31 protein-coding genes are annotated in these 25,365 nt (G+C 40.7%); 29 read left to right on the top strand and 2 right to left on the bottom strand.

All coding sequences use genetic code 11. The features are described from left to right. Positions 1-6: 6 nt before the first annotated feature. A complete protein-coding gene (locus tag G608_RS0108655; protein WP_026495697.1) occupies positions 7-357 on the bottom strand; it encodes a hypothetical protein in 351 nt (116 codons plus the stop codon). Positions 358-568: 211 nt separating this feature from the next. Here G608_RS0108655 and G608_RS0108650 point away from each other — a divergent pair, with 211 nt between their 5' ends. From G608_RS0108650 to G608_RS0108630, 5 genes are all read left to right on the top strand, one after another. Further along, complete coding sequence (locus G608_RS0108650; protein ID WP_026495696.1) at positions 569-748, top strand: DUF2179 domain-containing protein; 180 nt, start codon at positions 569-571, stop codon at positions 746-748. Between the two features lie 19 nt (positions 749-767). Further along, the gene (locus tag G608_RS0108645; RefSeq protein WP_026495695.1) at positions 768-2,576 is read left to right on the top strand and encodes an ABC-F family ATP-binding cassette domain-containing protein; all 1,809 of its coding nucleotides are present in this window, start codon (positions 768-770) and stop codon (positions 2,574-2,576) included. 55 nt (positions 2,577-2,631) lie between these two features. After that, on the top strand, positions 2,632-3,462 hold the full coding sequence (locus G608_RS0108640) for an alpha/beta hydrolase family protein (protein ID WP_026495694.1): 831 nt from the start codon (positions 2,632-2,634) through the stop codon (positions 3,460-3,462). Continuing rightward, positions 3,449-4,300: an Ig-like domain-containing protein gene (locus tag G608_RS0108635; RefSeq protein ID WP_026495693.1), complete on the top strand. Its 852-nt coding sequence runs from the start codon at positions 3,449-3,451 to the stop codon at positions 4,298-4,300. Before G608_RS0108640 ends, G608_RS0108635 begins: the two co-directional genes overlap by 14 nt. 131 nt (positions 4,301-4,431) lie before the next feature. Next, positions 4,432-5,121, top strand: a complete 690-nt coding sequence (locus G608_RS0108630; protein ID WP_026495692.1) for a YczE/YyaS/YitT family protein — start codon at positions 4,432-4,434, stop codon at positions 5,119-5,121. 28 nt (positions 5,122-5,149) lie between these two features. Here the strand turns inward: G608_RS0108630 and G608_RS24275 are convergent, their stop codons facing one another. Further along, a complete protein-coding gene (locus G608_RS24275) occupies positions 5,150-6,064 on the bottom strand; it encodes an ATP-binding protein (RefSeq protein ID WP_026495691.1) in 915 nt (304 codons plus the stop codon). On the opposite strand from G608_RS24275, the gene G608_RS20540 reads away from it, so the two are divergent. From G608_RS20540 to G608_RS22385, 24 genes are all read left to right on the top strand, one after another. Next, positions 6,045-6,233 carry a hypothetical protein gene (locus tag G608_RS20540; RefSeq protein ID WP_026495690.1) on the top strand — a complete coding sequence of 63 codons (189 nt, stop codon included), beginning with the start codon at positions 6,045-6,047 and terminating at the stop codon, positions 6,231-6,233. The two genes, G608_RS24275 and G608_RS20540, sit on opposite strands and share 20 nt — an antisense overlap. A 215-nt stretch (positions 6,234-6,448) precedes the next feature. Beyond that, positions 6,449-6,838 carry a DUF6483 family protein gene (locus tag G608_RS0108615; RefSeq protein WP_026495689.1) on the top strand — a complete coding sequence of 130 codons (390 nt, stop codon included), beginning with the start codon at positions 6,449-6,451 and terminating at the stop codon, positions 6,836-6,838. Positions 6,839-6,947: 109 nt separating this feature from the next. After that, positions 6,948-7,292: a helix-turn-helix domain-containing protein gene (locus G608_RS22395; RefSeq protein ID WP_051209047.1), complete on the top strand. Its 345-nt coding sequence runs from the start codon at positions 6,948-6,950 to the stop codon at positions 7,290-7,292. 4 nt (positions 7,293-7,296) lie between these two features. Continuing rightward, a complete protein-coding gene (locus tag G608_RS0108605) occupies positions 7,297-8,100 on the top strand; it encodes an ImmA/IrrE family metallo-endopeptidase (RefSeq protein ID WP_196810165.1) in 804 nt (267 codons plus the stop codon). A 2-nt stretch (positions 8,101-8,102) separates the two neighbouring features. Continuing rightward, the gene (locus G608_RS0108600; protein WP_026495687.1) at positions 8,103-8,309 is read left to right on the top strand and encodes a hypothetical protein; all 207 of its coding nucleotides are present in this window, start codon (positions 8,103-8,105) and stop codon (positions 8,307-8,309) included. A 311-nt stretch (positions 8,310-8,620) separates the two neighbouring features. Then, positions 8,621-9,325: a LytR/AlgR family response regulator transcription factor gene (locus G608_RS0108595; protein WP_026495686.1), complete on the top strand. Its 705-nt coding sequence runs from the start codon at positions 8,621-8,623 to the stop codon at positions 9,323-9,325. Positions 9,326-9,327: 2 nt separating this feature from the next. Beyond that, positions 9,328-10,698, top strand: coding sequence for a sensor histidine kinase (locus G608_RS0108590; RefSeq protein ID WP_026495685.1), 1,371 nt, complete (start codon positions 9,328-9,330; stop codon positions 10,696-10,698). 170 nt (positions 10,699-10,868) lie between these two features. Continuing rightward, positions 10,869-11,498, top strand: coding sequence for a hypothetical protein (locus G608_RS0108585; protein WP_026495684.1), 630 nt, complete (start codon positions 10,869-10,871; stop codon positions 11,496-11,498). Positions 11,499-11,654: 156 nt separating this feature from the next. Continuing rightward, complete coding sequence (locus G608_RS0108580) at positions 11,655-12,047, top strand: BlaI/MecI/CopY family transcriptional regulator (RefSeq protein ID WP_026495683.1); 393 nt, start codon at positions 11,655-11,657, stop codon at positions 12,045-12,047. A gap of 18 nt (positions 12,048-12,065) precedes the next feature. After that, positions 12,066-13,334: a M56 family metallopeptidase gene (locus G608_RS0108575; RefSeq protein ID WP_081677366.1), complete on the top strand. Its 1,269-nt coding sequence runs from the start codon at positions 12,066-12,068 to the stop codon at positions 13,332-13,334. Between the two features lie 139 nt (positions 13,335-13,473). Next, positions 13,474-14,322 (top strand): hypothetical protein, encoded by an 849-nt coding sequence (locus G608_RS0108570; RefSeq protein WP_026495681.1) that lies wholly within the window; start codon positions 13,474-13,476, stop codon positions 14,320-14,322. A gap of 59 nt (positions 14,323-14,381) precedes the next feature. Beyond that, the gene (locus G608_RS0108565) at positions 14,382-15,029 is read left to right on the top strand and encodes a hypothetical protein (protein ID WP_026495680.1); all 648 of its coding nucleotides are present in this window, start codon (positions 14,382-14,384) and stop codon (positions 15,027-15,029) included. Positions 15,030-15,040: 11 nt separating this feature from the next. Beyond that, the gene (locus tag G608_RS23210; protein WP_155833253.1) at positions 15,041-15,196 is read left to right on the top strand and encodes a hypothetical protein; all 156 of its coding nucleotides are present in this window, start codon (positions 15,041-15,043) and stop codon (positions 15,194-15,196) included. Next, entirely contained in the window at positions 15,162-15,776 is a 615-nt protein-coding gene (locus tag G608_RS20530) for a hypothetical protein (protein ID WP_196810164.1), read from the top strand. Before G608_RS23210 ends, G608_RS20530 begins: the two co-directional genes overlap by 35 nt. Positions 15,777-15,809: 33 nt before the next feature. Beyond that, positions 15,810-16,598, top strand: coding sequence for a hypothetical protein (locus G608_RS23580; RefSeq protein ID WP_026495679.1), 789 nt, complete (start codon positions 15,810-15,812; stop codon positions 16,596-16,598). A gap of 206 nt (positions 16,599-16,804) precedes the next feature. Next, entirely contained in the window at positions 16,805-17,761 is a 957-nt protein-coding gene (locus G608_RS20520; RefSeq protein WP_051209045.1) for a DUF6033 family protein, read from the top strand. A gap of 211 nt (positions 17,762-17,972) precedes the next feature. Beyond that, positions 17,973-18,209: a hypothetical protein gene (locus G608_RS0108540; protein ID WP_026495678.1), complete on the top strand. Its 237-nt coding sequence runs from the start codon at positions 17,973-17,975 to the stop codon at positions 18,207-18,209. Between the two features lie 275 nt (positions 18,210-18,484). Next, complete coding sequence (locus G608_RS22390) at positions 18,485-19,141, top strand: hypothetical protein (RefSeq protein ID WP_022766337.1); 657 nt, start codon at positions 18,485-18,487, stop codon at positions 19,139-19,141. Further along, positions 19,134-21,071 carry a Mu transposase C-terminal domain-containing protein gene (locus G608_RS0108530; protein WP_026495677.1) on the top strand — a complete coding sequence of 646 codons (1,938 nt, stop codon included), beginning with the start codon at positions 19,134-19,136 and terminating at the stop codon, positions 21,069-21,071. The genes G608_RS22390 and G608_RS0108530 overlap by 8 nt, the downstream gene beginning before the upstream one ends. A 3-nt stretch (positions 21,072-21,074) precedes the next feature. Beyond that, positions 21,075-22,073 carry an ATP-binding protein gene (locus G608_RS0108525; protein ID WP_026495676.1) on the top strand — a complete coding sequence of 333 codons (999 nt, stop codon included), beginning with the start codon at positions 21,075-21,077 and terminating at the stop codon, positions 22,071-22,073. Beyond that, complete coding sequence (locus G608_RS0108520; protein ID WP_155833252.1) at positions 22,054-23,382, top strand: hypothetical protein; 1,329 nt, start codon at positions 22,054-22,056, stop codon at positions 23,380-23,382. The genes G608_RS0108525 and G608_RS0108520 overlap by 20 nt, the downstream gene beginning before the upstream one ends. Before the next feature lie 78 nt (positions 23,383-23,460). After that, a complete protein-coding gene (locus tag G608_RS0108515; RefSeq protein WP_013282470.1) occupies positions 23,461-23,721 on the top strand; it encodes a type II toxin-antitoxin system HicA family toxin in 261 nt (86 codons plus the stop codon). Continuing rightward, positions 23,718-24,065 carry a type II toxin-antitoxin system HicB family antitoxin gene (locus G608_RS0108510; protein ID WP_022766333.1) on the top strand — a complete coding sequence of 116 codons (348 nt, stop codon included), beginning with the start codon at positions 23,718-23,720 and terminating at the stop codon, positions 24,063-24,065. Before G608_RS0108515 ends, G608_RS0108510 begins: the two co-directional genes overlap by 4 nt. Positions 24,066-24,344: 279 nt before the next feature. Next, positions 24,345-25,271 carry a GNAT family N-acetyltransferase gene (locus tag G608_RS22385; RefSeq protein ID WP_013282472.1) on the top strand — a complete coding sequence of 309 codons (927 nt, stop codon included), beginning with the start codon at positions 24,345-24,347 and terminating at the stop codon, positions 25,269-25,271. Positions 25,272-25,365 lie beyond the last annotated feature (94 nt).

Below are 25,365 nucleotides of genomic sequence, written 5' to 3'. Positions count from 1 at the left end.
GGATTCTTACTTTTCATATTTAACAGTGCCGTGAACAGGCTCCTGCTTTGGCTTTTCCTTAGGCTCCTCCTTCTGATCCTCTGAGGATGCTATACCATTTTGAATACGGAAAACATATTCGTGATACTCAGGAGTTTTAGCTGCATAATCATCGCAGGTCTCAACGGTAAGATGCGTATTTTTCGCAAGATCACCCCAAAAATCCACGTAATCCGGCTCAAACCATTTTGCACAGGATGAAAGGTCATATTCATTTCCGGCAACGCCTTGACCAGCCAAAGTGTGCATTCTGACACTTGAGAGCATCATAAATACTGCCATTATCATAATAATGGCCTTTTTAAAACTTTTTTTCATACATTCACCCCTAAATATAATTAAAATTTGAGAACATTCCTGTTCTCACCCCGTTAATGAATTTATCAAAAATTACTATTCAAAACAAGTCATCATCCGCGGAAATATGCTAAACTTTAAACGTATATATTTGAATTCCGGCTCAGACCGTAATCTACATATTTGACAGCGTTAATAATACAATCCGGTTTAGGGAAAAGGAGAAGATCTTTTGGCTAAGAAACTCAACAAGACCTGTACTCTTATGAATTCCTACGGAATGATAGCAGGAGAGAACAAAACTCTTATCTGCTATGTGAGCTACTTTGAACTGCAAAAAATGAAGGAGATCATTTCAAGGAACAAGGGTAGTTTTAGTACAGTTTCAACTGTTGATGAAATATTGAGATAAAAACTTATTTTTAAATGCCATGAATATATTAAATATAGAAAACGTTTCAAAATCATATATGTCAAAGCCTGTACTTAGTGGGGTTTCTGTGGGAATAAGCGATACGGACAAGATCGGCGTGGTAGGTACCAACGGAACAGGTAAATCCACCCTTCTTTCCATAGTTGCAGGCGTGACCACTCCCGATAGCGGACAGGTCATAGTAAGCAATGGTCTTCGCATATCATACCTGCCACAGAACCCTGTTTTTGATATGGACAAAACTCTTTTGGAAAACATAGCAGGAACCATTTATGCCGGAGGTGATCACTGGGATAAAATGGGCGAGATAAAAGCAACTCTTTCCAAATTTGGGATTGATGACCCGGAGTGCAATCCGTCTATCTTATCAGGAGGGCAGAAGAAGAGAGCGGCCCTTGTTGCAGCGATCATGACGCCTTCAGATCTTCTGATTTTGGATGAACCCACCAACCATCTCGATTCTGACATGATCGAGTGGCTTGAGGATTTCCTTCAGCATTTCAGAGGTGCGCTCCTTATGATCACCCATGACAGATATTTCCTTGATGAAGTGACCAATCAGATTCTGGAAATTGATAAGGGCAGCGTATATCGCTATGAATCCAATTATTCGGGTTTTCTTGAATTAAAACAGCAAAGACTTGACTACGAGCAGGCTGCTGAGAGAAAGGCAGCAAGTCTCTACAGAAAAGACCTCGCGTGGATGCTAAGAGGTGCAAGGGCACGTTCAACCAAGCAGAAGGCCCACATTCAGAGATTTGAGGAGCTCCGTGACAGACAGCGCCCGGAAGAGGAGAGGCAGGTGGAGCTTTCCTCACTTCCCACAAGAATGGGCAATAAAACCATCATCGTTGATAGTATTTCAAAGGCCTATGAAGGAAAAACTCTTTTCAGAGACTTTTCCTATATATTCGGTAAGCTGGACAGAATAGGAATTATTGGCCCTAACGGCTGCGGAAAATCCACGCTCCTTAAGTGCATCGTGGGAACCGTAACCCCTGATTCCGGCTCTGTGGAAATAGGGCAGACCATCAAAATAGGCTACTTTGGACAGGAAAACGAAGCCCTTGATGAAAGCAAAAGAGTTATCGACTACATACGAGATACCGCGGAGTTCATAAGAACCACTGACGGTCTGACTTCAGCATCTGTTATGTGCGACAGATTCCTGTTTAATCCGGAGATGCAGTATGCTCCGATTTCCAAGCTTTCCGGCGGTGAAAAGAGGAGACTATACCTCCTTAAGGTCCTTATGGAGCAACCAAACGTCATCATATTGGATGAGCCCACCAACGACCTGGACATCCAGACCCTTAGAATTCTGGAGGACTATCTGGACAGCTTTGCAGGAATCATCATCACCGTAAGCCACGACAGATATTTCCTCGACCGCGTGGTTACAAGGATTTTTGCCTTTGAAAAGGACGGAAGCCTGTATCAGAGCGAGGGCGGTTACTCAGATTTTCTTGTTCATAAAAAGGAAGCTGCCGGTGCGACGGAGGTTAACTCTGGCCCCAAAGCTGCCACAGCAGAAGACAAAGCCCCCAAGGGTAAGTACCGCGCTCCGCGCGAGAAGACCAAGCTCTCGTTTAAGGAACAGCGCGAGTACGATAATATCGAGTCTGAGATAGAAGCACTCGAAGAAAAGAGCGCTGAGCTGGAGTCACAGATTGCAGAAGCAGCAACCGATTATCCAAAACTTATTGCTCTTAGCAAGGAAAAAGAAGAGGTTGATGCTGAAATAGAGAGAAAAATGGATAGATATGTGGAGCTTCAGGAGATGGTGGACAGTTTCCAAAATAATTGATGTAAAGACAAAATAAAACTGTTTTGGGAAAAGGAATTTTGGGGAGGTGATCAGTATGGATTACAAGAAGGCTTTTGTAGAATATGATATAGATGATCCGCAGTATTTTCCGGACATAATAGAACTTAACATTGTAAGCGGTGGCGTTCACCTGTATGGATATCTTCTTTCACCGGACAAGAGAATTAAAGGTCCCTATCCAACCGTCATTACGTCCCACGGTTTTCCGGGATATACCACCAACAATGATCTTGAACTGGCCCTTATGAGAATGGGATGTGTTGTAATTCATATGAATCACAGAGGCGCCTGGGGAAGTGAAGGAAATTATCTTTTTACTAATCTGAAGGATGATTTGGTGGCAGTAGCGAAATGGGCCCACAATGCTGCAATTGCGGATCAGTACAATATTGATGTTAACAATATTTTCTTGGTGGGACACAGTATGGGTGGCCAGACCGTGCTTAATGCAGCTAAGGATTTACCCTTTATAAAAGGAATTGCCGCTATGGCTGCATACGATATTGGCGCGGCGTTTAGGTACAAGATGGAAAAGGATCTGTTCCTAATGATAGAGACAGAGGGGCAGTGCCTTAAAATGCAATCAGCCAGTGAAGTATTCGAAAATGCCTTAATTTATCAGCAGGAGCTGAGCGTCCTCAACAGATATGAAGACTTATTAACCAAAAATGTTCTGTTTGTGGAAGCGTCCTATGACACGATTGCTCCACCGGATAAGATGCTGAAACCTTTGGCAGACAAGCTTGAAGAAGCCGGCGGAAAAATCATGTATGAAAAAATCGCCAGCAATCACAGCTTTATCGGACAGCGCATGAAACTGACACAGATTGTCGGAAAATGGATACAGTCAGTTGTGGAATATTAGGGTTGTAAATGGCTCCTGGACTGACGGCACAACGGAAGATAAGCTAGTAACGCTCTCAGGATCTCCGAGTGATGTGTTAAAGCTGGCTAACCGCCAGATCCCCAAGGTTGGTGACAACCCCGGGCAGGGCTATATGGCCGGAAGCTGGGATGTGACACCGAAAAAAGATATGGTGATCACATCAGATAAAACCTTCACCTACACATATATTGCTGAAAGCATCATTGAAAATAACTTTGAAAATGACTCTGAAAATCAGCCGAAAACTGCTAGTTTTAACTCAGGCATTAAGATGGCCCAGAAAAAGGGGAAAATTAATCTTTCCTGGGATAAGACTGAAGGAATATCAAAATATGAAGTATATATAACCTATTATGGAAAAAAATTTACGAAGAAGCCCGCAAAGGTTGTAAATTCCAATTCTGTGACAATCAAAAAGATAAACAGCAAAAAGATTGATTTCACAAAGAACATAAAGCTTTATATAAAAGGCTATGACAGCAATAACAATCTCGTTGGCGAGACAGTGACTGCGTTTTTTGCCGGAAAGGACAGTACAAAATATAAGAACCCTAAAGAAGTGAAGCTTTCCACAAAAAGCATAACTCTGGGAAAAGGCAACAGCGCAGCGATCAAGGCATCTGTAAAGATGGAAAAAGGAAAGAGAAAGGCTCTTCCTGAAAAATATGCAGCCAAACTTCGATACAGGTCAGACAATCCAAACGTTGCAACTGTCGATAATAAAGGAACAGTAACAGCAATTAATCCCGGAACCTGCACTGTATATGTATATGCCAAAAATGGCCTTGCAAAGAAAGTTGCGGTTACCGTTAACTGACAGGTGCGAAGTTTTGATTGGGAGGAATTGGAAATTCTTAGTATGAAAACTCACATAGAGAAAGTAGTCAATAAAGTCTTAGACGTAATTATTTTAGTAGCAATTTTTAATTAGATAGGTAGTGTTGATTAATGTTTAGAAATTTTGTAGTAAAAGAAAATAGAACGACCAGAGCTATAGTTGCAAATATGTTTCTGGCAGCTATAAGTTTATTTGTTAACGGTTTCGGTGTATATCTCACAATTCAGGCAAATATCGGTGCCGGTCCCTGGGATGTACTTAATCTTGGATTGTCAAATACATTGGGGATATTATACGGAACAGCATCAGTCGCTGTTTCTTATGCGATTCTTGGAATAGACATCGCGCTTAAGGAACCCATTGGTATTGCCATGTTTATAGATGCCTTTGTTGTAGGCAAGGCAGTGGATCTTTTTAATAAATTGAATGTCGTACATAAATGCGATTCCCTGTGGACCGGTATACCTGTAATGATCATTGGACTGGTAATCATGGCGTATACCCAGTACACGTATATGAGTGCTTCTCTTGGCTGTGGTCCCAGAGATACACTCCTTGTTGCACTTGCAAAACGTGCAAAGAAAATTCCTATTGGAATTGTAAGCATTACACTTCTTAGTCTTGCAACTTTTATCGGATGGCTATTGGGAGGACCTGTAGGAATAGGAACACTTATCTGTGCCTTTGCAACAGGCCCTATTATGCAGATAGCTTTTGCCTCAGTAAAATTTAATGCTACCAATGTTCATCATCAGCATCTTGCAACGACTATCAAAATATTCATGAATAAAACAGCCTAAGCATTTGCTTGGCTGTTTTTTGCAAATATCAATACATATCATCGATTCCGATAAGCAAACAATCTCCTTTGTTGTTTTTTACATAATCAGAAAATCCGCCAAGAGAAAATATGCATACCAGAGGATTTGTGACCGGAAGGTACTTTATCTTATCCATCAGATTTTTAAAATCAGACTTGTCAAACTGGGAGTTCTTAAATTTGCATTCACCAACAAGGAGAATGTCTTTTCCATTTTTGCCAAGAAGATCTATTTCTATCTGTTTAGGTTTTCGTTCTTCGTCTAAAACAGAATCCTGATAATCAGTAATTTCAGTCAAGATAGGGAGCCCATTATTGCCGGCATTGAGCATGAGGTATTCTTTTGCCATTTTTTCAAATATTTTCCCCATAAAGTCATGAAGATGATCTTTTACATTTGAGTAATAATATGCCTGGCCGTTGTCTGCGTTTATTAAGCTTGTTGCTCTGTTTACATATCGAAACCAGAATTCGAGCATGCTATCATTAAGCACGTAATAAGGTTTTTTTGACATCCTCTTTTCAAGGATTTCTGCATTGGTAAGGACCTTAAGAGGATAGGTCACATCATCTGCACCTACACATGAAGCAATCTCTCCGTTTTTTGTGTGTCCGGTTGCTACTGCAGATATGATGGAGTTATATAAAGCCGGACTCTGTTTTTCACTGGTGACAGTGGTCCTTATCTGTTCCTCAGAGAAATATCCGCCAATAGAATAGAACTGATCAAGGATGTTTTCCTCAAGACTAAGGGATGTATCGAACTGTACAATGTATTTTGCCACTCCATTGGTGAGTCCATAGCAGATTGCTTTATCTTCACTATTGTATCCACCAAGAAACTGTGCTGTTTCAATATGAGTGTCGGGGAGAACTGTGTCAAGATGGGAGACCGGATCAAATATGCCAGATCTTGCAATCATGATAGAACTCGCTGATTACTATGATATTGACATTAAGGAGCTCCTTAATGGAGAAAGGAAAAGCGAGATGGATAAAGAACTAAAAGAAACCTTGAAAACGGTAGCTGATTATACAGATATTCAGAAGCAGGAGCATGGAATGGCACAAAAAAGGAATCTGATGTCATAAGCAGGAATCTCCTTGTCAGTGCGGTTACTTCATTGGTGTTTACAGTACCGTTTTTCTTAATTGCACTTAGATATTCTGTAAGAAATGAATTTCAGCTGTCGATTGCTTTCTTTGGAATTATCTTTATCATATCCTTTGTTGTGCTAAGAACCCTGGCCGCCATTTCGTCCAGGCACAGGAAATAATGCATTATCGTTTAAGAGCGGAGGTGCATTATGACATTTGACGATGAAAAAGACTACATCATTCGAATCATCAAGGAAATGGCAAGAGTTCTGTTTTCGCTGATGCTTGGGAAAAAGTATGTTGCTGTTGAGATGGAGCGCAATAACGGATATGAAGTTTCCGGGAGAAAACTGAATGAGCTGCTTGGTATGATAGATTGCGGAGAGATTAATAGAGCTGAAAATCTCTTACTGGAAAGTATTGATTATTCTGATAAGCAAAGCGTTGCTGCTGCGGCGTTGTTCTATCAATACTTGTCTGAAAAAGAGGAAGGGTTCCTGACGGAGCATGATTTTTCGAAAGAAGAAGTCCTTGATGGAATGAATCGGTTGCTGCAGAAATCAGGATATGGTGATGTTACTCATATCGTCAATAATTAGAAAACGATAGCAGGTACCTGGTAAACATATTGTTGACCAGATGCCTGTTTTATTATATTCTTAAGTTGTAAGAATGGTTTAATTTATAGATTGAAATGGAGGAAACATTATGTATGCAATGGATTTTGCACAAGTTGGCGCTAATATATTGAGCAAAATAGAAAGCAGGGGTATGACTCAGCAGAATCTTGCGGATGCACTCGGTATTTCCAAGCAGGTTATGAATAAAATAATTAAGGGCAGCAAGGCTATCAATGTAAATGAACTTGCAAAGATAGCGTCAATAATTGGAACTACAACAGATGAGCTACTTACTGTAACAGGAGAGCCAGTGTCTGCAGATAGTATGAGTTTCATGGGATCAGTAACGGACGATGAGACGTTAGAAAAAATAGAACTGATGAGATCAGCTATTGATGAGATTCATATGTTGGAGGAATTACTCCATGCGTAAATCTTTGAATGATTTTGAAATAGAAGAAGTAAAAAAACAAGCCTGGGAAAAACTTGGTATATGCAGAAAAACAGGGGATGTTATCGGGACCCAGATTTTCTCTATACTAAGCATTTATGCCAGGGTAATATATTATCCGCTTGGGGAAGCGGCACCATGGGGATTTACAAGGATAAGCGGATGTAGGGATGATGCTTCTTTAGAAAAACCCTTTGTTGCGATTAATACCTCGATTCCGGTTGACTGCCAGGTCTTTGCAGCTGCTCATGAGCTGTATCATATCTGGTATGAACAGAAACCCGACATTTTACCATCAGATTTACTTAACGAAGACGGCAAGGAATCTAATGAGAAGAAGGCAAATAGATTTGCTGCGGAATTTCTGATGGATGAAGGTATGCTCCGACAGGAAATTAACACATATGGAACAAGAACTTTTGATATAAAAGAAGTTCTACAGTTAGCGCAGTTGTTTGTAGTGCCATATAGGGCTATGGCAAAGAGACTTTACGAGATTTCAGTAATCGATGAAAAGAAAATGGATGCTTTATTGTCTGTTTCCGAGTCTGAGGTTGATCAGTATAGAAAGAGATATGCCATTGTTGTCCCGAACTTGGATAACAGAATCTATATTGATAACCTTGCGGAACTGTCGGTTACCGCATATGAACAAGGCCTTATTACTTATGAGAAATTGGAATATCAGTTGTCTATCTGTGGATTGAAACCAGAAGATATAGGTATTGCAAAGCAGAGCATAAACGCATTTCCTTCTGATGAAGAATTAGACAGCATTATGGAGGAATGAGCATGATAAAAGAAATGATCGTTGATGCGGACCTCTGCATAAAGCTCGGAGGCAGCGACAAGTACAGATATCTTTATGATGTTTTGCCTCTTGTTGCTGAAAAAATCTACATGCATACCCATGCGCATGGTGAAGTCATGATGCCACCAAGTGCGGTCAAACTACTGTTCTTAAAGTTGAAAGACGCGACAAGACAACTGGAACAGTGATACCTGTCTTTATACATAAAAACTATAAGGAATGATAATATAACTATGACCGGGTTGGAGTATTCCAGTCTGGTCTTTTATTTTATAGAAAATGCAGAGGAATAAAACACTGAGGATAAATACGCCACTGACATTTCACACTCAAAAAAGGTCGTTTCACATATGTATCATATAAAAAATCCAAGACCCGGCCTACAATAAAAGTGGAGCTGTATGCCGTTATCGCACGTACTTTGGGCGATTACGGCATACGTATCCGATCGGTTTAATAAAAGTTTATTCGTATGATAACAGAGGTGGATTAGACCATTATGAGAATAGCTATATGTGATGATGAAGAAAAAGTAAGGGAGATACTTCTGAGGAAAGTCGGGGCTGCATTTCCGGAAGATCCAATAGATACTTTTTCAAGTGGGGAGGAGCTTCTCAAAGCGAGCGAAGTACCGGACATTCTCCTTCTTGATATAAAGATGCCGGGGATATCAGGGATGGAAGTGGCAAAAGCGCTCCGTGAAAGAGCCGATAAAACTGTGATCATTTTCATAACCGGAGAAGAACAGTATGTCTTTGATTCTTTTGACGTACAGGCTTTTCATTATCTTGTAAAGCCGTTCTCAGATCAGAAGCTGGAAGAGGTGCTTAACAAGGCTAAAGAATTGATTACAAAAGAAAAAAGGCAGCCTGAAAAGAAGTATGTCATGGTCAATTCAGGAGGATCCCATATTCGTATATGCCTAAGCGATGTTATTTATGCCGAGGTTTTTAATTCCAAGGTCATAGTCCATACCACAGATTCAGACATTGAGTATTATGGAAGACTAACGGAGCTTGAAAAACTGGCAGGTGAGGATTTTTTCAGGACTCACAGGGCATATCTTGTGCATCTGAAGTTTGTGAAAAAATATGATGCCACAAATGTTTACCTGAAGAAGGGGCAGGCACTTGTTTCAAAACAGAATTATCCAAAGCTGGTAAAGAAAATACTTGATTATAACAGAAGAGAGGGGCTTTTCTGATTATGGATATGGAAAAATATTGGGATATTGTCAATTTGGCATTCAGGATAATAAATCTCTTGGTTAATGCTATATTGGTCGGAACATTTGTGAAACCGTTTTTACGTGAAAAGCGAAATCAGCATGTGGTGATGGCATCGTTCTTATTGTCAATGATAGTGCTGTTAATCATGCCTTATGAAATCAGTAGCAGCGCCGCATATGGAATAGGGGTTCTTATCACCTTTTTGTTGTGTGTGATTACAGATAGATACAACAAGTTGCAGAAGATATTCTTGGCAGTTAGTGCATATCTGATACTGTGGATAGCATCGGGAATAATAAATGAACCATGGAATCAGATATGGATGCTGACTGTTGGAAAAATCCCAGCTGAGCGAGATGGATTACAGTTTGTTGCATTCATATTTATGGAAGTCTTATTCGTAGTGTTTGAAAACACAGTTCTCTATTTAATGATAAGACTTTTACACAGAGTCTATAAAAATAAAATGGAAATCATGAGCGGAAAGGAGCTGTTTTTACTTCTTTCCCCATATCTGTCGATAGTGTCGGGATATTGGGTTATCCAGTTTTTGACAAGCGTTTATGAGATGGATACTTCTTTTTATTTATGGAATGAACATACATGGTACCGGGGGCTTGTGTCTGCATATCAGATACTGTCATTTGCCGCGATCGTAACTGGTGTAATGTCATATGGATGGATAAAGGAATCTGAGGAAGACAGGCTTCAGAGAGCAGTGCTCGCAGGACAGATAAAAGATATGAAGGATCATGTTGATAAAGTAGAGGGACTATATCAGGGAATAAGAAGCATAAAGCATGACATTAATAATCACATCATGGTATTGGAGGATCTCGTAGCAAGTGGAAACGGAAAGGTTGCCAAAGAATATCTGGAAGATATGAGGAAAGACTTTGATGACAGCAATCTTTCAGTAAAAACAGGTAATCCTGTTACGGATGTGATCATATCGGAAAAACAAAAAGATGCATTGGATAGCGGCATGGAATTCCAAAGCAAATTTGTGTTTCCAAATAATGGAAATATATCCACTTATGATATAAGCGTTGTGCTTGGAAATATGATAACTAACGCTTTTGAAGCTGCACAGAAAAGTGAAAGAAAAAAGATAATTGTATCGTCCGCGATGAAAGATCAGATTTATTTTATTGAGGTTAAGAACAGTTTTGATGGTGTGTTGAGCATAGATGATGTAACAGGGCTCCCTAAATCAGACAAGGAGCAGGGGCATGGTTATGGTCTAAGAAATGTTAAAAAGGTTGCAGAAAAATACTTCGGCACACTGGAAATTAGTCAGAATAAGGGTGAAGTGAGGACTACGGTAATGATGATAATGCCTTCTTAGCAAAGGTTAATAGTAAGATAAGTCCGTTCACAAAGGAAAAAGGGCCATTCACATAATCTTTATTATTATAAAGCTATAGTATTCCGAAGCAGATTATAAGAAACCATATTGTGTTTAATGTCAGATTTGAATCTGACTTATGTTATTGTCAGAAACAAGGAGGTACTAAGATGGCTATAACAAATGTGATGACGCAGTCACTTATATCTGCGGGTAACACAATGAAACAGATCCAGTTGCAGCAGAGTGTCAGGAAAGAGCTTAAGGGAAAAGCAGGAGTCCTGGATTCTGAGATAAAAAGAGATGAAGCATCCGGGGCGGATACCACGGCAAAGAAGGAAGAACTTGCTGAAACAGAAAAGAAGGTCGACGACATTGCGAACAAGCAGATGACCCAGATGTCCGAGATGAACAAAGATATGAAGGAAGCGGCCAAGGCTGATGCCGAAGAGCAGAAAAGGAATGAGAAGCTCGAAGCTCAGAGAGAAGCCAAGCGTGCTGAACGTAAGAAGCAGGCAGCGGCGCTCCAGGAAAAGAGTGCCCAAAGAGCAGCAGAGAACGAGATCAGACTGGAAAATGCAAGAGAAAATGCCGTAGAAGAAGGTACAGATACAGTATCTGTGGGGGACACAAACGTCAAGACCGTTGTTGTCGGCGGAGCAAAGACAAAAGTCATTTCTGAATCGAACCATGCTACAAAGGTCCCTCATATCGACGAGAAGATCACTCCACCGACCTCATCTGAGATTTCAGTATCGGTTTCAGATGCCGGCGGGCACAGTGTCGATGTGAAGGCATAAATTTTTGATAAAAATTTAATAACAAGGGTTAACAATTAACTTATGTTATCCGATAATAAGAGTGTAAGGAATACTATAACTATTTCCTGCACTCTTATTATCACTGAACATACTATCTACGTGCAGGTTCCACATAAAACGATGGGAGGATAGCATATGGGAAGAGAAGAGATGCTTCCTAGCGAAAGTGAATGGCTGATCATGGAGACACTTTGGAGCTGCGGACATGACCTTACATCTGCAGAGATCACAGACAGACTCCCCAAAACATCAAGCATGACACAGAGAATGGTAAGGGTTCTGATAAACAGGCTCTGCAAAAAGGGGCTTTTATCTTACACTGTGGATACCAATGACAGCAGGGTGTATCACTACACAGCCACTAAAGGAAGGGATGAACTCAGGCGTGAAAAGAGCAGGGAGTTTATAGACAGCTATTTTGAAGGTAACAGGCTCGGAGCAGCCTTTGCATTTCTGGAAGACGGAAAGCTGACTAATGAGCAGATAGATGCTCTTGAGGAGATAGTCAGGAAAGCAAAAAGAAAATAGATTATTCAAGGCTCATGGATGAGCGGAGGGAAACACGGAATGTTTACAGCTTTCTTTTATGATCTATATCAGTTTTTAAGATTTGTATGTGTATATTATGCGACCATACTTGGGTTCTGTATGGTCATTTCTATCTGGGCTTTAGGAATCATAATGCTTCTTAGAGGTACGCTTTTTTCAAAGTATGTATATGGGAAAGCGGCACTGTGGATGCTTGTGGTTCCTTGTTTATTTTGTGGGAAGCTTCACCTTTATTTTGAAAACAGGGTAGGCGTCAGGCTTTTTTACTGGTGGTATTACATATGCTCGAAGTTTCAGGCATTATGCCTGATCTATATCGCAGGCGGAATAATTTTAGCGGTATATCTGATCCGAAGAAGAAAGAAACTGCATGGGTATCTTAACACCCTGGATGATTATGGAAAGGTCAGGGGATCCAGTCCTATAAAAATGTTTCCGGCGGAAATTTCATCATTCTGCACCGGCTGCTTTTACCCGGTCATTGTTGTCCCTGAGAATATCACGGATGATCAGGCAGAAGTTATCGTACGGCATGAGGAAACTCATATAAAGACGGGACATCTCTGGATAGAGGCTGGCTGGGAAATCATAAGAGTTCTTCTATGGCCCAATATCCTGCTGCACATATGTGAGAGATTTCTAAAGCGTGACCTTGAGGAGGTCTGCGATGCAGTAACAATACAGAGACTCGGAATAGACCAGGCAGATTACGGACAAATCCTGCTTGATAATGCCAGGAAACTGTCTCTGTCCGGGAAGAGATCCGGTACAGTAAGCAGTATGTCCTTTGCATGGGATGACAGCTACAGGGCTCTTAGAAAGAGATTATTCAGGATCACAGAACACAAACCTGTAAGGAAAGGGACAATATATATCGGACTGTCAGCCATGCTGGTTATGGTTTTCATCATGATAGCAGGGATAAAACAGGTTTCCTATGCAAGAACAAATCCTATGGAAATATCAAGTGTATTCAGTGTTGATAAGATGGAAACTGTCATTTTAGACACTGATTCATCTGTTGTAACACATTTTGATGATGAGCACATCTACATAGATGGAAGAGAATTAAAAAAGCAGTATCCTTCAGTTAATAAAGAAAAGAAGGAACTCTATTTTGGTGTGGGCGGATACTATAAGATACCGGGAATCGGCGGTGGCGGAGGATGGGGATTTCTTGATCCTTCGCTTGTAACAGATGGGATCATCACAATAGAAAATCATAACGATACGGATATCTGGAACATGATAATCCAATGGCTATGATCAGAAAAAATGAGATCATATACAAAGCAGAAGCAAGGAGCTGGGGACCGTTAGCGCCTGTCCTGTAGGCGATTACGGACCCCGTATCCGAACGGATTCAGATAGATACGGATTAAGATATACAAAGGTGGCGATGGCTATGTATGGATATGAACTTGAGATAAGAGGGAATACGGAGAGATACATAAAGAAACTGTATGATGCCAGCGGTATTCATGTAGGCACCATTTCCATGTCAAGACCAAGGAAGACATCTTCAGGTAGTAAGAAAAAGAAACCTGCATGTTACAGCTTCAAACAGGTATCATCTCAGGTACTCAGCGCAAAAACTTCGTCCAAGGCTGCCCAGGTATCTATGAGCATCCGCATGAAGATCGGGATGCTAAAGAAACAGCTGAAAAACGGGGATGTTGACGAGGAAGAGATAGCGAGGGCTATCCTTCATGCACAGATGGTTCAGCGAGCTTGTGACAAGAAACGTAAGAACCTGAAGATGGAGGAAACAGCAGAGCGGAATATTAAGTGCGAGGAAGAGATGCCAGCTGAACCACAGGACTCAATGGACGAAGCAGCTTCCCAGGAGGAAGTAAAGGAACTTGAACAGGAAGAATTTGAAGCACTTATGGAAAAGCTGGAACTGTCTGAAGACGAAATGATAGAGATGGCAGAAGAAACAGCCGAATTTGATGAGGAACTTGATGAAATGGCAGAAGCCCTGTCAGGGGCAATGACTCCGGAGGACCTTGAGCAGCTGAAGGTAAAGCACCGTTCTGACGAGGCAAGGGATATTCTGAAGGCAGACCTTAAGTACCTTAAGGCTCTCTTTGACAGGCTCCAGTCGGAGAAGGAAAATGCGGGTAAAGCGGTAATGTCTTCATCCGGGTCAGACAGCGGAGTGATGCTTTCACTTGGCGGATCGGATATGCCGGTCATGACCGGTGAAACTGCTACGGCAGATGTGGGCAGTGCAGTGGATGTTGAAGCATAAAAAGCGTATTTTTTTAACCATATGATTAACAGATGTTAATAAACAAGGAGGTATTTTTTATGAGTACAGGATTAGTAGGAAGCATTCAGAATACTGATTATTCAGTTATGAACACGGAAAACAGTAAGAAAAAGGATAAGAAAAATGAAAGTGTTCAGGAAGTAGCGAATGAGAACAAGGAAGTAGCGGCTGTTTATGAAAAAACTTCCGGTGAATCAGGTGAAAAGGATGCCGGGATCTACAGCATAAACAAAAAGTCACCTGCAGACAGGGCAGCCATCGTACAGCAGATGAAACAGGCGGAAGAAGACCAGAGGAACAAACTTCTTGAGATCGTTCAGAAAACTCTTCAGGGACAGGTCGGTGCATTTGGAAAAGCGAATAATGACAGTTTCTGGAAGAATCTTGCCGGAGGCAATTTCAAGGTGGATTCTGCTACAAGAGCGCAGGCGCAGAAGGACATTTCTGAGGATGGATACTACGGCGTAAAGCAGACATCGCAGCGTCTTTTTGACTTTGCATCAGCCCTGGCAGGAGATGATGTGGATAAGATGAAGCAGATGCAGAAAGCCATGGAAAAAGGTTTTAAGCTTGCAACAAAGGCCTGGGGAAGAGATCTTCCTTCCATATGTAATGACACCCTGGATGCAGCAAACAAGCTGTTTGAGGACTATTACAAATCAAAGGAGCAGGATGTTCAGGAATAAGGAGCGGAGCCATGATGGGAAAGGTTTTGGAAATCATCAGAGAATTTTTGGAGCCCAGTCCCATAAAGAAGAAATCCTATGTCCTTACAAAGGAACAATATGCGGAACTGGAGAAAATCTTGGAGAGTGCTTATGAACATAAACGTGCAGGGACTAACACTGTTTAACAGGATCGGGGCCAGTAAGAGTACCCTAGATCGCCTGGACAGACAGGAAAAGCGGGATAACAAGATTGCTTTTATAGAAAAGCAGAAAGATAACTTAAAAAACATAAAATCAGAATCCATCGAGGATATACAGAGGAAGCTTGCTATGCTTGATGATTATAACGAGCAGATAGCAGCTGCAAAGGCTGAATATAATCACGAGCAGGCTTTCCATGTGCTTGACGAAGCGTGGGAGCAGGGTGAAAAGATTGCTGAAGCTGCAGAAAAAGCTGCGCCTAAGACTCCTGAGGAACGCCGCGAAGAACTTATTGAAGAGGCAACAGGCATTGAAAAGAATGACGGATTGCTCGCAGATATGCTTGATGAGACCATGGAAGAGCTAGAAGACCTGGCAGAAGCTTCCGAAGAGCTTATGGAGGAGACTGAAGCGGTTCAGGATCTTGAAACGGCAGAAAATCTGGAAGCCACAGAAGAATTGGAAAAACTTGAAGCTGACCCGTTAAAAGGCCAGTATCCTTCTGGAATGACTGAAGAGGAAAAACTCCTTACCCATTACAAAAGGATTGATTTGAAAGTGTAATTACATACCGCTATGTGAAAGGAGGCGCATACCATGTCAACCATAAGGGATTATGCAAACAGCAACTATTATGATGATTATGGCACGGATTACAGCATGTATAACGAAAGTGCCAGCTCATTTCTTGCAGGGCTTAATATAAATAGCGGATCAGGGAGCGGTTCATCAGATGCGTTCAGCATATCGGATTATGCCATGATCAAAAATGGCTCGTATAAGAAGCTCTGTAAGGCGTACTATGCAAAACAGAAAGCTGAAAACGCTGCATCAGGCCGAGATTCTTCGCAGAAGCTCACTTCCATGGGAAGTACTGCCGGGTCTCTTGCTAAATCAGCAGAAAGCCTCATGAAGGATTCTCTCTGGCAGAAAAAAGATATCAAGACCAAGGATCCTGATACCGGAGAGGAGACCATGACACAGGATTATGACTGGAACAGCATTACCAAGGCAGTAAAATCCTTCGTGGATTCATATAATAAAACCGTGGAGAGTTCAGGCAATTCAAATACCAAAGACGTGTTAAGGAGTGCCGCCTGGATGACCAAGACAACTTCAGCATATGAAAAAACGCTTGAAAAAGTGGGTATCAGTGTTGGCGCAGATAACAAGTTGGAGGTTGATGAGGATAAGCTTAAGGAAGCGGATATCGGAACACTCAAAGACCTCTTTACAGGACACAATTCCTATGCCTCCAAGATGAATGATAAAGCCCATTCGATCACAAATGCAGCAGCAAGGGCAGGTGGCACATATAACAGCTCAGGAAGATATTCGGATTATCTCTCATCAATACTTCCGTCAAATATTGATAAGAAGGAATAATTTTCATCAGGTGTTAAGATTATCCTGAGCCATGCCGATATATAGAAAGATAGGGAAAGGAGTCCCTTTTTCGTTCAATTTGCAATTGAACGAAACGCTCCGCTATGGATGCGCACTCGCGCGAGATGAATGTGTTGCCTATGGCAACCGCGCTCGGCGCTAGAATGCCACAAGTGGCATTCTGTTATATCAAGGAGGATGAATCTATGAGTGATATATCCGGCTTATCTAATTATGTCATGTCAAAGAGCGTGACTGAAAGTTACAAATCCCAGAAACTGGAAGTTAATACAAAATCAAAGAGTGCAAAAGCTGACTCATCTTTGTCTGTAAAGTATGAGCAGTCCAGCTATTCTTCCGCAGCGGTGTATACCAAAAGCTATGGCCCCACGAATGCAGAAGGGTATGACCGCTATGGCAGGAAAGCAGATGGAGCAGAAGGGAGCACAGAGAAGGCGACTGCACTTCAGATAAAGAATAGCACAGGAAAATCATCCATCCCTCAGATAACCAACATGGAGGGGTATGGCAAGGTCATAGGTGAACCAAAGCTTTCGGAGGCTGGCCAGAAATACTATAGTGAGCTTAAAAAGAAGTTCGGGAACATGGATTTTGTGCTCGTAAGCCAGGATATGAAAGCAGCTGCGCATGCAAATGCTGCAAGCTATGGCAGCCCGAACAGGATGGTCGTACTTATTGACGATGAAAAGCTTGAGCGCATGGCAACAGATGAGAGCTTCCGTAAGAAATATGAAGGCATAATTGCAATGGCTCAGAACGGCAGCCAGAAGCTTCAGGCTGTAGCACAGAAGAACCCCGGAATAAGAAAAATTGGTATCAATACTCTTGATAACGGGGCAGGTTCTTTTATGGCAGCTGTAGCCAAAAACAATACCGAGGCTTCCAAAGTTCTGGAGAAAAAGCGTGCCCTGAAAGCCAAAGAGAAGAAGGCTGAGGCAAAAAAGGCAGAAAAGCACAGAGAAAAGAAGCTGGAAGAGAAGCGACGCGAAGAAAGGATACATGAGAGACACGAAGCTGCATATCCTGATAAGAACCGCGATGATATATTTGAGGAACTTCGCAGCAAGAGCGTGTGGGAAGAAAGCGATTTTTCCGAATATAAGAATGATGATTATGAGATAATCTATGCAGATTCTCCGTAAGAACTTGCTGACAAGCTTGAAGCCTACAGTAAAAATACAGGTTCCGAAAGATTAAATGAGCATGGAAACTATGCTGATTTCAAGGCTTAAATTTGACATTTACAATTGCTAATGTTTTTCAATTCCAAACCGATATACGTTATAGCAAGGATTGCCAGACAATGGTGGACGGATCACCACCAGTGTCTGGCTTTTTTATAGGAGGACGGAAATGTTAACAGAAAATATTAGCGGCTCAGAATTTCAGCACCAAATATATACCCACAGTCTTAATCCGGTTATGAGCTTAAGGGAAGTCGGGTTGGATTACTTACCAGACGATATTAAGAGACCCGGTAAGGATGACAAAATCCAAGAATTAGTCATTCCGCTTGATTATGTTAAAGCAGAGTGGCTGCCTGGAGCAGTTCAGGACACAGCTAATATTCGAAGAAATAATGGTAAATAGCTGTCAGATTAACCTAAAACAGTAAAATATACATATACGAGAAAGCTCACAACCATGGGCTTTCTTTTTTTTCACATTTTACATTACTCTCCATTTAGGTTAAATTTTTAAAGCTAAAAATCGTAAAAAGCCGTACCATTTAAGCTATTTTTGTAAAAAGCCGTAATTTTAAAGATAAAAGTGTAAAAAGCCGAATATGAGTGCCAAGGATATAATTATGCCGATAATATTATCGTTATATAAACTTAATTTTATCGATAGGAGGTGCACTAAAAATGTATCGATACGAGGAACCTATTTTCAGGCTGAGAAGTTCAAGCTATGGCAGTAACTATTGGGTATTTCACAGCAGAAAACTTCGGAGAAGAGTAGCAGTATTTTCTAACCTTGAATATGAGAATATTCTTACTCTTGAGATGAATCCTGATGTGGAGTGGTACTGTGAATATCCTTTGGAAACTACTGTCTATATAGGAGGGAAGGAGTCAAAGGTTCTGTTCAATGCATGGGTAAAATATAAAGACGGAACAGAAGAATATCAAGGTGTTGCATATCTTTGCAGTTCTGATGATAGTAAGGATCATGTGAAGGTTGCCTGCCAGTCGGCGTGGTGCTTACAGAATGATGTCAATTTTGTATTCCGAAACGAAAAGAATATTGAAATAGGACCTTTCTATATCCGAAATATATCGCTTCTTGCAGCCAGGGCCAGAAGATTCACAGCTTGTGGATTAAATGCAGACAGGATCTTCCTAAGTTTTATCCAGGCAAAAAGGCATATATGTATCGGTGAACTTGAAAAGATGGGGCGCCTAGAAAAGTACAGAGCGCTGGATTATATTTCAGATCTGTACTATAGAGGATTGGTCACACTGAGCAATATGAATACAGACTGCATCTCTGCAGATACGGAGGTGATCTCCATTGGCTAATAAAAAATATAATATCGAAGAACTCCGCCAGGCAAGGAGCATGTGGACTGAACCGCTTATCAGTACTGTCCCTGAATCTAAAAGAAGTAGGTATATGCTAAATAAGCAGGCTGTAGATATGTACATAGATGGCGAATCTGTAAAAAAGATTACTGAAATGACAGGTATCCCCGGTTCGAGAATGGTATCGCTGATAGAAAGATGTCTTTCTTCAAATGATACAGGGAATATTCTTGGATATCACGGTCTTTTAACAGGAAGTAAACCCTTTAGAGAAACGAGATCAGGACATGGCAGAGAGTTTGATCAGCTTCTGGAGAAGTATCCTCAATTGAAAGAGTTCATAGTAGGGTGTTATTTTGGTGACAGGAAATATACGCTTGTCAGGAACATGAACATAACATCACTTCACAGGTTATTTCTTAAAGAATGCCGCAATCTTGGCATCACAGAGTGGCAGTACCCATTTACTACAGAAAACCGTGGATATGTCAGCATGTGTGCCTACGTCCATAAACTTGAAGCTGATAACATTTCTTTAAATGCCAGAAGATTTGATAAAAATACTGCCCAGAAGCTTGCGTCTACAGGGATTGGGCACAGGCTTACAGTCAATCCGGTGGCTCCTTTTGCTACAGTACAGATTGACGGCCACATCATAGATATCGAATATGTAATTGATGTACCCAATACAGACGGCACTGTTAGCAAGGTTGTTGCTACAAGGGCGTGGTTAATAGCCGTGATAGATATAGCAACAAGATGTATCCTTGGATATTCCCTTTCTCAGGAATTTAATTACGACCAGTATGATGTCATGGATGCTATTAAAAATGCCATCATACCGAAAACTCTGCTGGATCTGACCATCGAAGGACTTCAGTATCCATCTAATGGCGGTTTCTATTCAACCGCGTTTTCTGATTTCAAATATGCAGTCTTTGATTCAATAATGCTGGATAATGCAAAATCGCATATGTCAGCATACACGGTAGGAAAACTTGTAGATGAGCTTGGCTGCTGCGTTAACTATGGATCTGTTGCAACTCCCGAAACAAGAGGAATTGTTGAAAGATTTTTCGGAACGCTAGAGTCCAGAGGATTCCATATGCTGCCATCAACAACCGGGTCAGATACCAAAGATCCTGTCAGAAAAAACCCTGAAAAAAATGCAATAAAATATGATGTCACATATGAACAGATGACTGAACTGATAGATGTTCTCATAGCTGAGTATAATAACACACCCCATAAAGGGGTAGATGGACTTTCACCCTTAGAGTGCATGAGCTGCAAACTGTTTCAAGCAGGGCTTTACCCATATGTGGCTGACGAAGATATGATCATATCAGTCATAGAACGTCTGAACATGAGGATGGACAAACGCACTGTCAGAGGTAGGGCAGCACATGGCAAACACGCATATATTCAGTTTATGGGTACTGAGTATCGTAGCAAGATACTCTCTGCCACTGAACTCTACCTTGGACAGTCACTGACCATCCTTTATGACCCCAGGGATATTTCCAGTATTGAGGCATATGATCAGGATGGCAGATATATAGACACGCTTAAGGCAAGTGGGGAATTCGGTACAAAATCACATTCCGTCAGGACGAGAAAGAATGCCCTGAAGCTTGCCAGAGAGCGTGGGAGATCAAAACTAATATTTGATACACCGATAGATGCATATATATCAAGCCTTGATGTCAAAGGAAAGAAAAGCCGGAGAAACGCTACCAGGGCAGATATAGTCAGACGTGAGATTAGCAAGGGCATAGCAGCAGAACAGCAAAGTGATAATACATTTAACCTGGAGACTGTACGTAAAAAACAGGAAACTGGGGCTGTACTAAGATATGAAGATATTAAAGGTCTTTCACCGGAAGACCTTTATACGTTGATGTTCCAAAACAGAAAGGAGGGTTAATGCGTGTATTCTGCAAAAGAAGCTGTATCAGCTAATAATATATCAGAACAGTTCATATCACAGATGACTATCCGCTATCTTACTTCCCGTAAGCTTGTATTTCCGACTAAGAGCATCCTTGATGAAGAACGGAGAATCAATTCATGGCTCGGCATAGGAGCTTGTGGGAGTATTACTTATGGAAGAGCCAGGATAGGCAAGACGGTGTGCATGAACTATGTAGCTGAATCCATAAGAAATCAATATGGGAGCCGTGAAATGGTCATTATATGGAATGTGACTGACCACCCCGAAACTGAGAGAAACTTCTATGCCTCGATACTTATGGCTATGGGCTATGAATGTCCCAGATACAGTACCGCACTAATACTAAAAGAACGAGTTCTTAATGAACTTATATTACGTGCTCACGAGACCCCCTTTAAGAAAGCAGTCATGTTCATTGATGAAGCATGGAAACTAAGGGAAAAGGATTTTTACTGGCTTATGGATTTATATAACAATCTTAGCGGAAAAGATATCCAGTTATCTGTGTTCATGTACGGAACAAGGGAACTTAAGGATCTTAAGCATTCCTTTAAACTTCAGGGCAAAGATCAGATAGTTGGACGTTTCATGATCAATGAAAGCCAGTTCTTTGGTATACAGGATCCCAAAGAGCTCCAGTTCTGCATGGCTTCGGTAGATAAACTTCATGTTTGCATGACAGACTATGAAATATTATCGGATGGACTTGTGGATTTTTATTTTCCTTACGCAGATGGTAAGACCTTTTTTGATATCAGCAATGACTTCTGGGAAGCATTTCAGAGTGTAAGGATCCAAAAGAGGATTGCGGCAGAAGATATTCCCATGAAATATTTCATAGATTCACTGGTGATCTGCCTCAATAAGCATGGAAAACTGGGAAGCAGTCCAATTGCATTCCCTACGAGAAAGGAACTTGAAAGTTGTGTAGCGCTTTCGGGCTATGGTGAATCAGATGATGAATACACTAAATAAAGAGGATTTACTTTTTTCCAGAAAATACAGATGGGATAAAAAATGGGTGAGACCTTATGAATCCATATTCAGCATTCTTGCAAACTTTTGCAGGGTCAACATATGTTCAAGTAAACATGCGCTCAAAATGCTTGGAGCTGAAGCGACCAACGAGAAGAAATATATAGAAGGATTTCAGATGGATGGACATTGCAGAAACAGTTTAGAAACAATCGAGTGCCTTAATAAAATTTTGCCCCAGTGGTATATAGACAAAATGGAAATCTTTGCGCATATGGATTATAACACTGCAAGATCTTATTTTGGTACATATCATATGCGAATATGCCCCAAATGCCTGAAAGATGGATATCATAGCATAATCCATCAGTTCCATTATGTAAAGACCTGCCCTTTCCACCCGGGAACAGGGACGGATGGGAGATTTGTTTTTGAACATAATTTCTATCACGCTGAAGGAATCAGATGCAGTCCGTATGAGAAAGGGACAGGATTTAATGCTTATTTATTACCCCTTCCTTGTTGCAGGACTAATCCAAATGACTTTTATGATACAGATGTGATCAATAGATCTTTTGAAAAATATGGGAAAGTGTACACTTCAAATATAAGTTATCTTTATTCACCTATTCTTTCTAAAGAAGCAGATAAAACGCCTATAATATCGAAAATGTATGTTGATCGACGCCCGGAAACATATGATTGTTTTCAAGCGGGTTTCTTCACGTGGTTTAATCAGCAGAATGTAGTATATAACCCATTTGAGCGCATAAAGAAGTTCTTCCGTATTATGCCTGCAGAGTATGACTCTTATGATATGGTTGACTGCTTTTTATTCGCAAAATATATGTCTATCATAGGCAAGGGCATTTTCTCACTGTCAGAAAACGATGTTAACACCTTACATTACGTGGACAGTATCCGTGATTCGGATATGACACTGCTCGCAATATGCTTCACATGGATAATGCAGGGCTTCGAAGAGCCCAGTGATGCTATCAGCGCAGCCTGCCTTGGACACAACATCTGGCCTGTAATGCAAAGAAATTTACGGTCATATACTCTGGAAGATGTTACTTGTGTAGGTGGGATGCGTTTTTACGAAATTGGCGAATCTGAAGCAGATAAAGTTTATCTTAAACTTTTCATCATGTCAGATATGATAGATGACCTATGGATCCAGTTTAAGAAATCAGCAACGTCTACAGGCGGAGTATATATATCTGATCCATGGAACACACTAATAATCCCGACATATCAGGTATTGTATCTGAAACATGAAGATATGTATGAAATAAGGAAATGCTAGCTGTTACTCTGTTGGAATTGACGAGGTAGGGCTAAAGTGTTATATTGTAACTAGAAAATAGTTGCAAGAGGAATTACTGTGCCAAAGAAATCAAAATTACTAGAAAAAATACTGTCCAAACCCGCACCGACAAGTTTTACAATAAGAGAACTGGACGCACTTATGAAGCAATGTGGCTGCGAAAAGTTCGAGGGCGGAAGAGGATCAGGAATAGGCTATTATCATGTTGAAACCAAGCGCATCCTTCAATTTGACGGTCCACACCCAGGCAATGAGCTGTACAGGTATCATGTAAAGATGGTCATAGCATTTCTTAAGGAAGTAGGTGAGATAGAATGATAAGTTCACTGATGGAATACAACGGATATCATGCAAAGGTAGAATTTGACCAGGAAGATCAGATTTTTATCGGTCATGTTCTCGGAATCAATGATTCTCTGAACTTTCATGGAGAATCGGTAAAAGAGCTTTCCCAGTCAATGCATGACTGTATAGATAATTACCTGGATTACTGCAAAAAGATTGGTAAAGAGCCTGAGCGTGAGTTTAAAGGCTCCTTCAATGTCCGTATTAAACCCGAACAGCACAAGAAAATTGCATTATATGCTGCCAATGAAGGAATCACAATAAACCAGTTTGTATCCAGAGCTATTGATGATGAACTGGACATCCTAGAAGGTTAGCCCAAAGACGCAATATTTTTGTTAATTCGCCGATTCGAGAACTGATAACTAAAGATGGATTTTATAATGGAAAGGCCTTGATGACAAGGCTTTTCTTTATTTGTTTCAACTATTAAAAAATAAGGGTATGAAACCTTTTCTGAGCAAATTAGATATGATGAGTTTAAAAAAGTTGTGGAGAAAATTAGGACATTATAATCTGTAGAAGTGATTCATTTCGCTGATTAGATTTCAGTTAAAACTGACTAAGACAAACTAAAGATTTAGGGGCTGAACTAAGTGATAACTATTAAAGAATCAACATATGATGATATCAAGAATATACAAAACCTGTGGGCAGATGAAGACGTCATGCAGTATATCTGGCCAGGAGGATTGCATGAGACAGGGGAAGCAGTACGAGAATGGTTAGATAGATTCATATCTGCAAGACCAAAGCAAAATCATTATTCAATTTTTGAAGATGGCAAATACTGCGGTGAGACTCAATATCGTATTGATTCGGAAACTAAAAATGCTTCTTTGGATATTAAGTTATTTGAATTTGCCAGGGGCCGAGGGATTGCAACGCAGGCGCTACTATACTCTATTCAAGAAGCTTTTAAACAAGGAGCTGAAAATCTGTGGGTTGATCCCCATCCAGCTAATGCCAAGGCAATAAATTTGTACCGTAAGTTGGGATTTATTCAGAAAGAAATGCCTGAGTATGTTATTGCTTTAGGAGAAGATCCTTCTCTTTATATTTACATGGAACTGGGTAAAAAAGAATTCAATGATAAGTTTGAAAAATCTTGCGGGGCAATAGTATACACTATAGACGGTGGAGTAATAAAATATCTTTTAGTTGAGGAGATGAGCGGATCTCACAGCTTTCCAAAAGGACATATGGAAGAAGGCGAGACTGAAATAGAAACTGCGCTTCGTGAAATAAAGGAAGAAACAAATCTGAAAGTCGAGTTAGACACTGAATTTAGAGCAAGCGAACAGTATACGCTTTCAGAAAAACCTGGAGTGACAAAGCAGGTAGTTTATTTCCTTGCTAAGTATAAAGACTCATCTCCGAGCATAACAAGACCAGACGAGGTCAAAGCTCTGAAGATTCTTAAACTTGAAGATGCTATCAATACCATAGAGTATGATAACAAAAAAGAGATGCTTAAAAAGGCTGATAGCTATCTTAAGAGTAAGGCAGAGAATACTTTTTAAATTTCAGTATATATGACAATAGAGAGGTTGATATGAATTTTCTATTTGTAGCACTTGGTGGTGCCTTGGGTGCAGTAGCGCGATATGCAATAAG

Origin of the sequence: Butyrivibrio sp. WCD3002 (assembly GCF_000424265.1) — a bacterium.
In the GTDB taxonomy this organism is placed as follows: domain Bacteria; phylum Bacillota; class Clostridia; order Lachnospirales; family Lachnospiraceae; genus Butyrivibrio.
The sequence above is the reverse complement of the archived record's forward strand: the minus strand, read 5'-3'. Positions and strand labels throughout refer to the sequence as shown.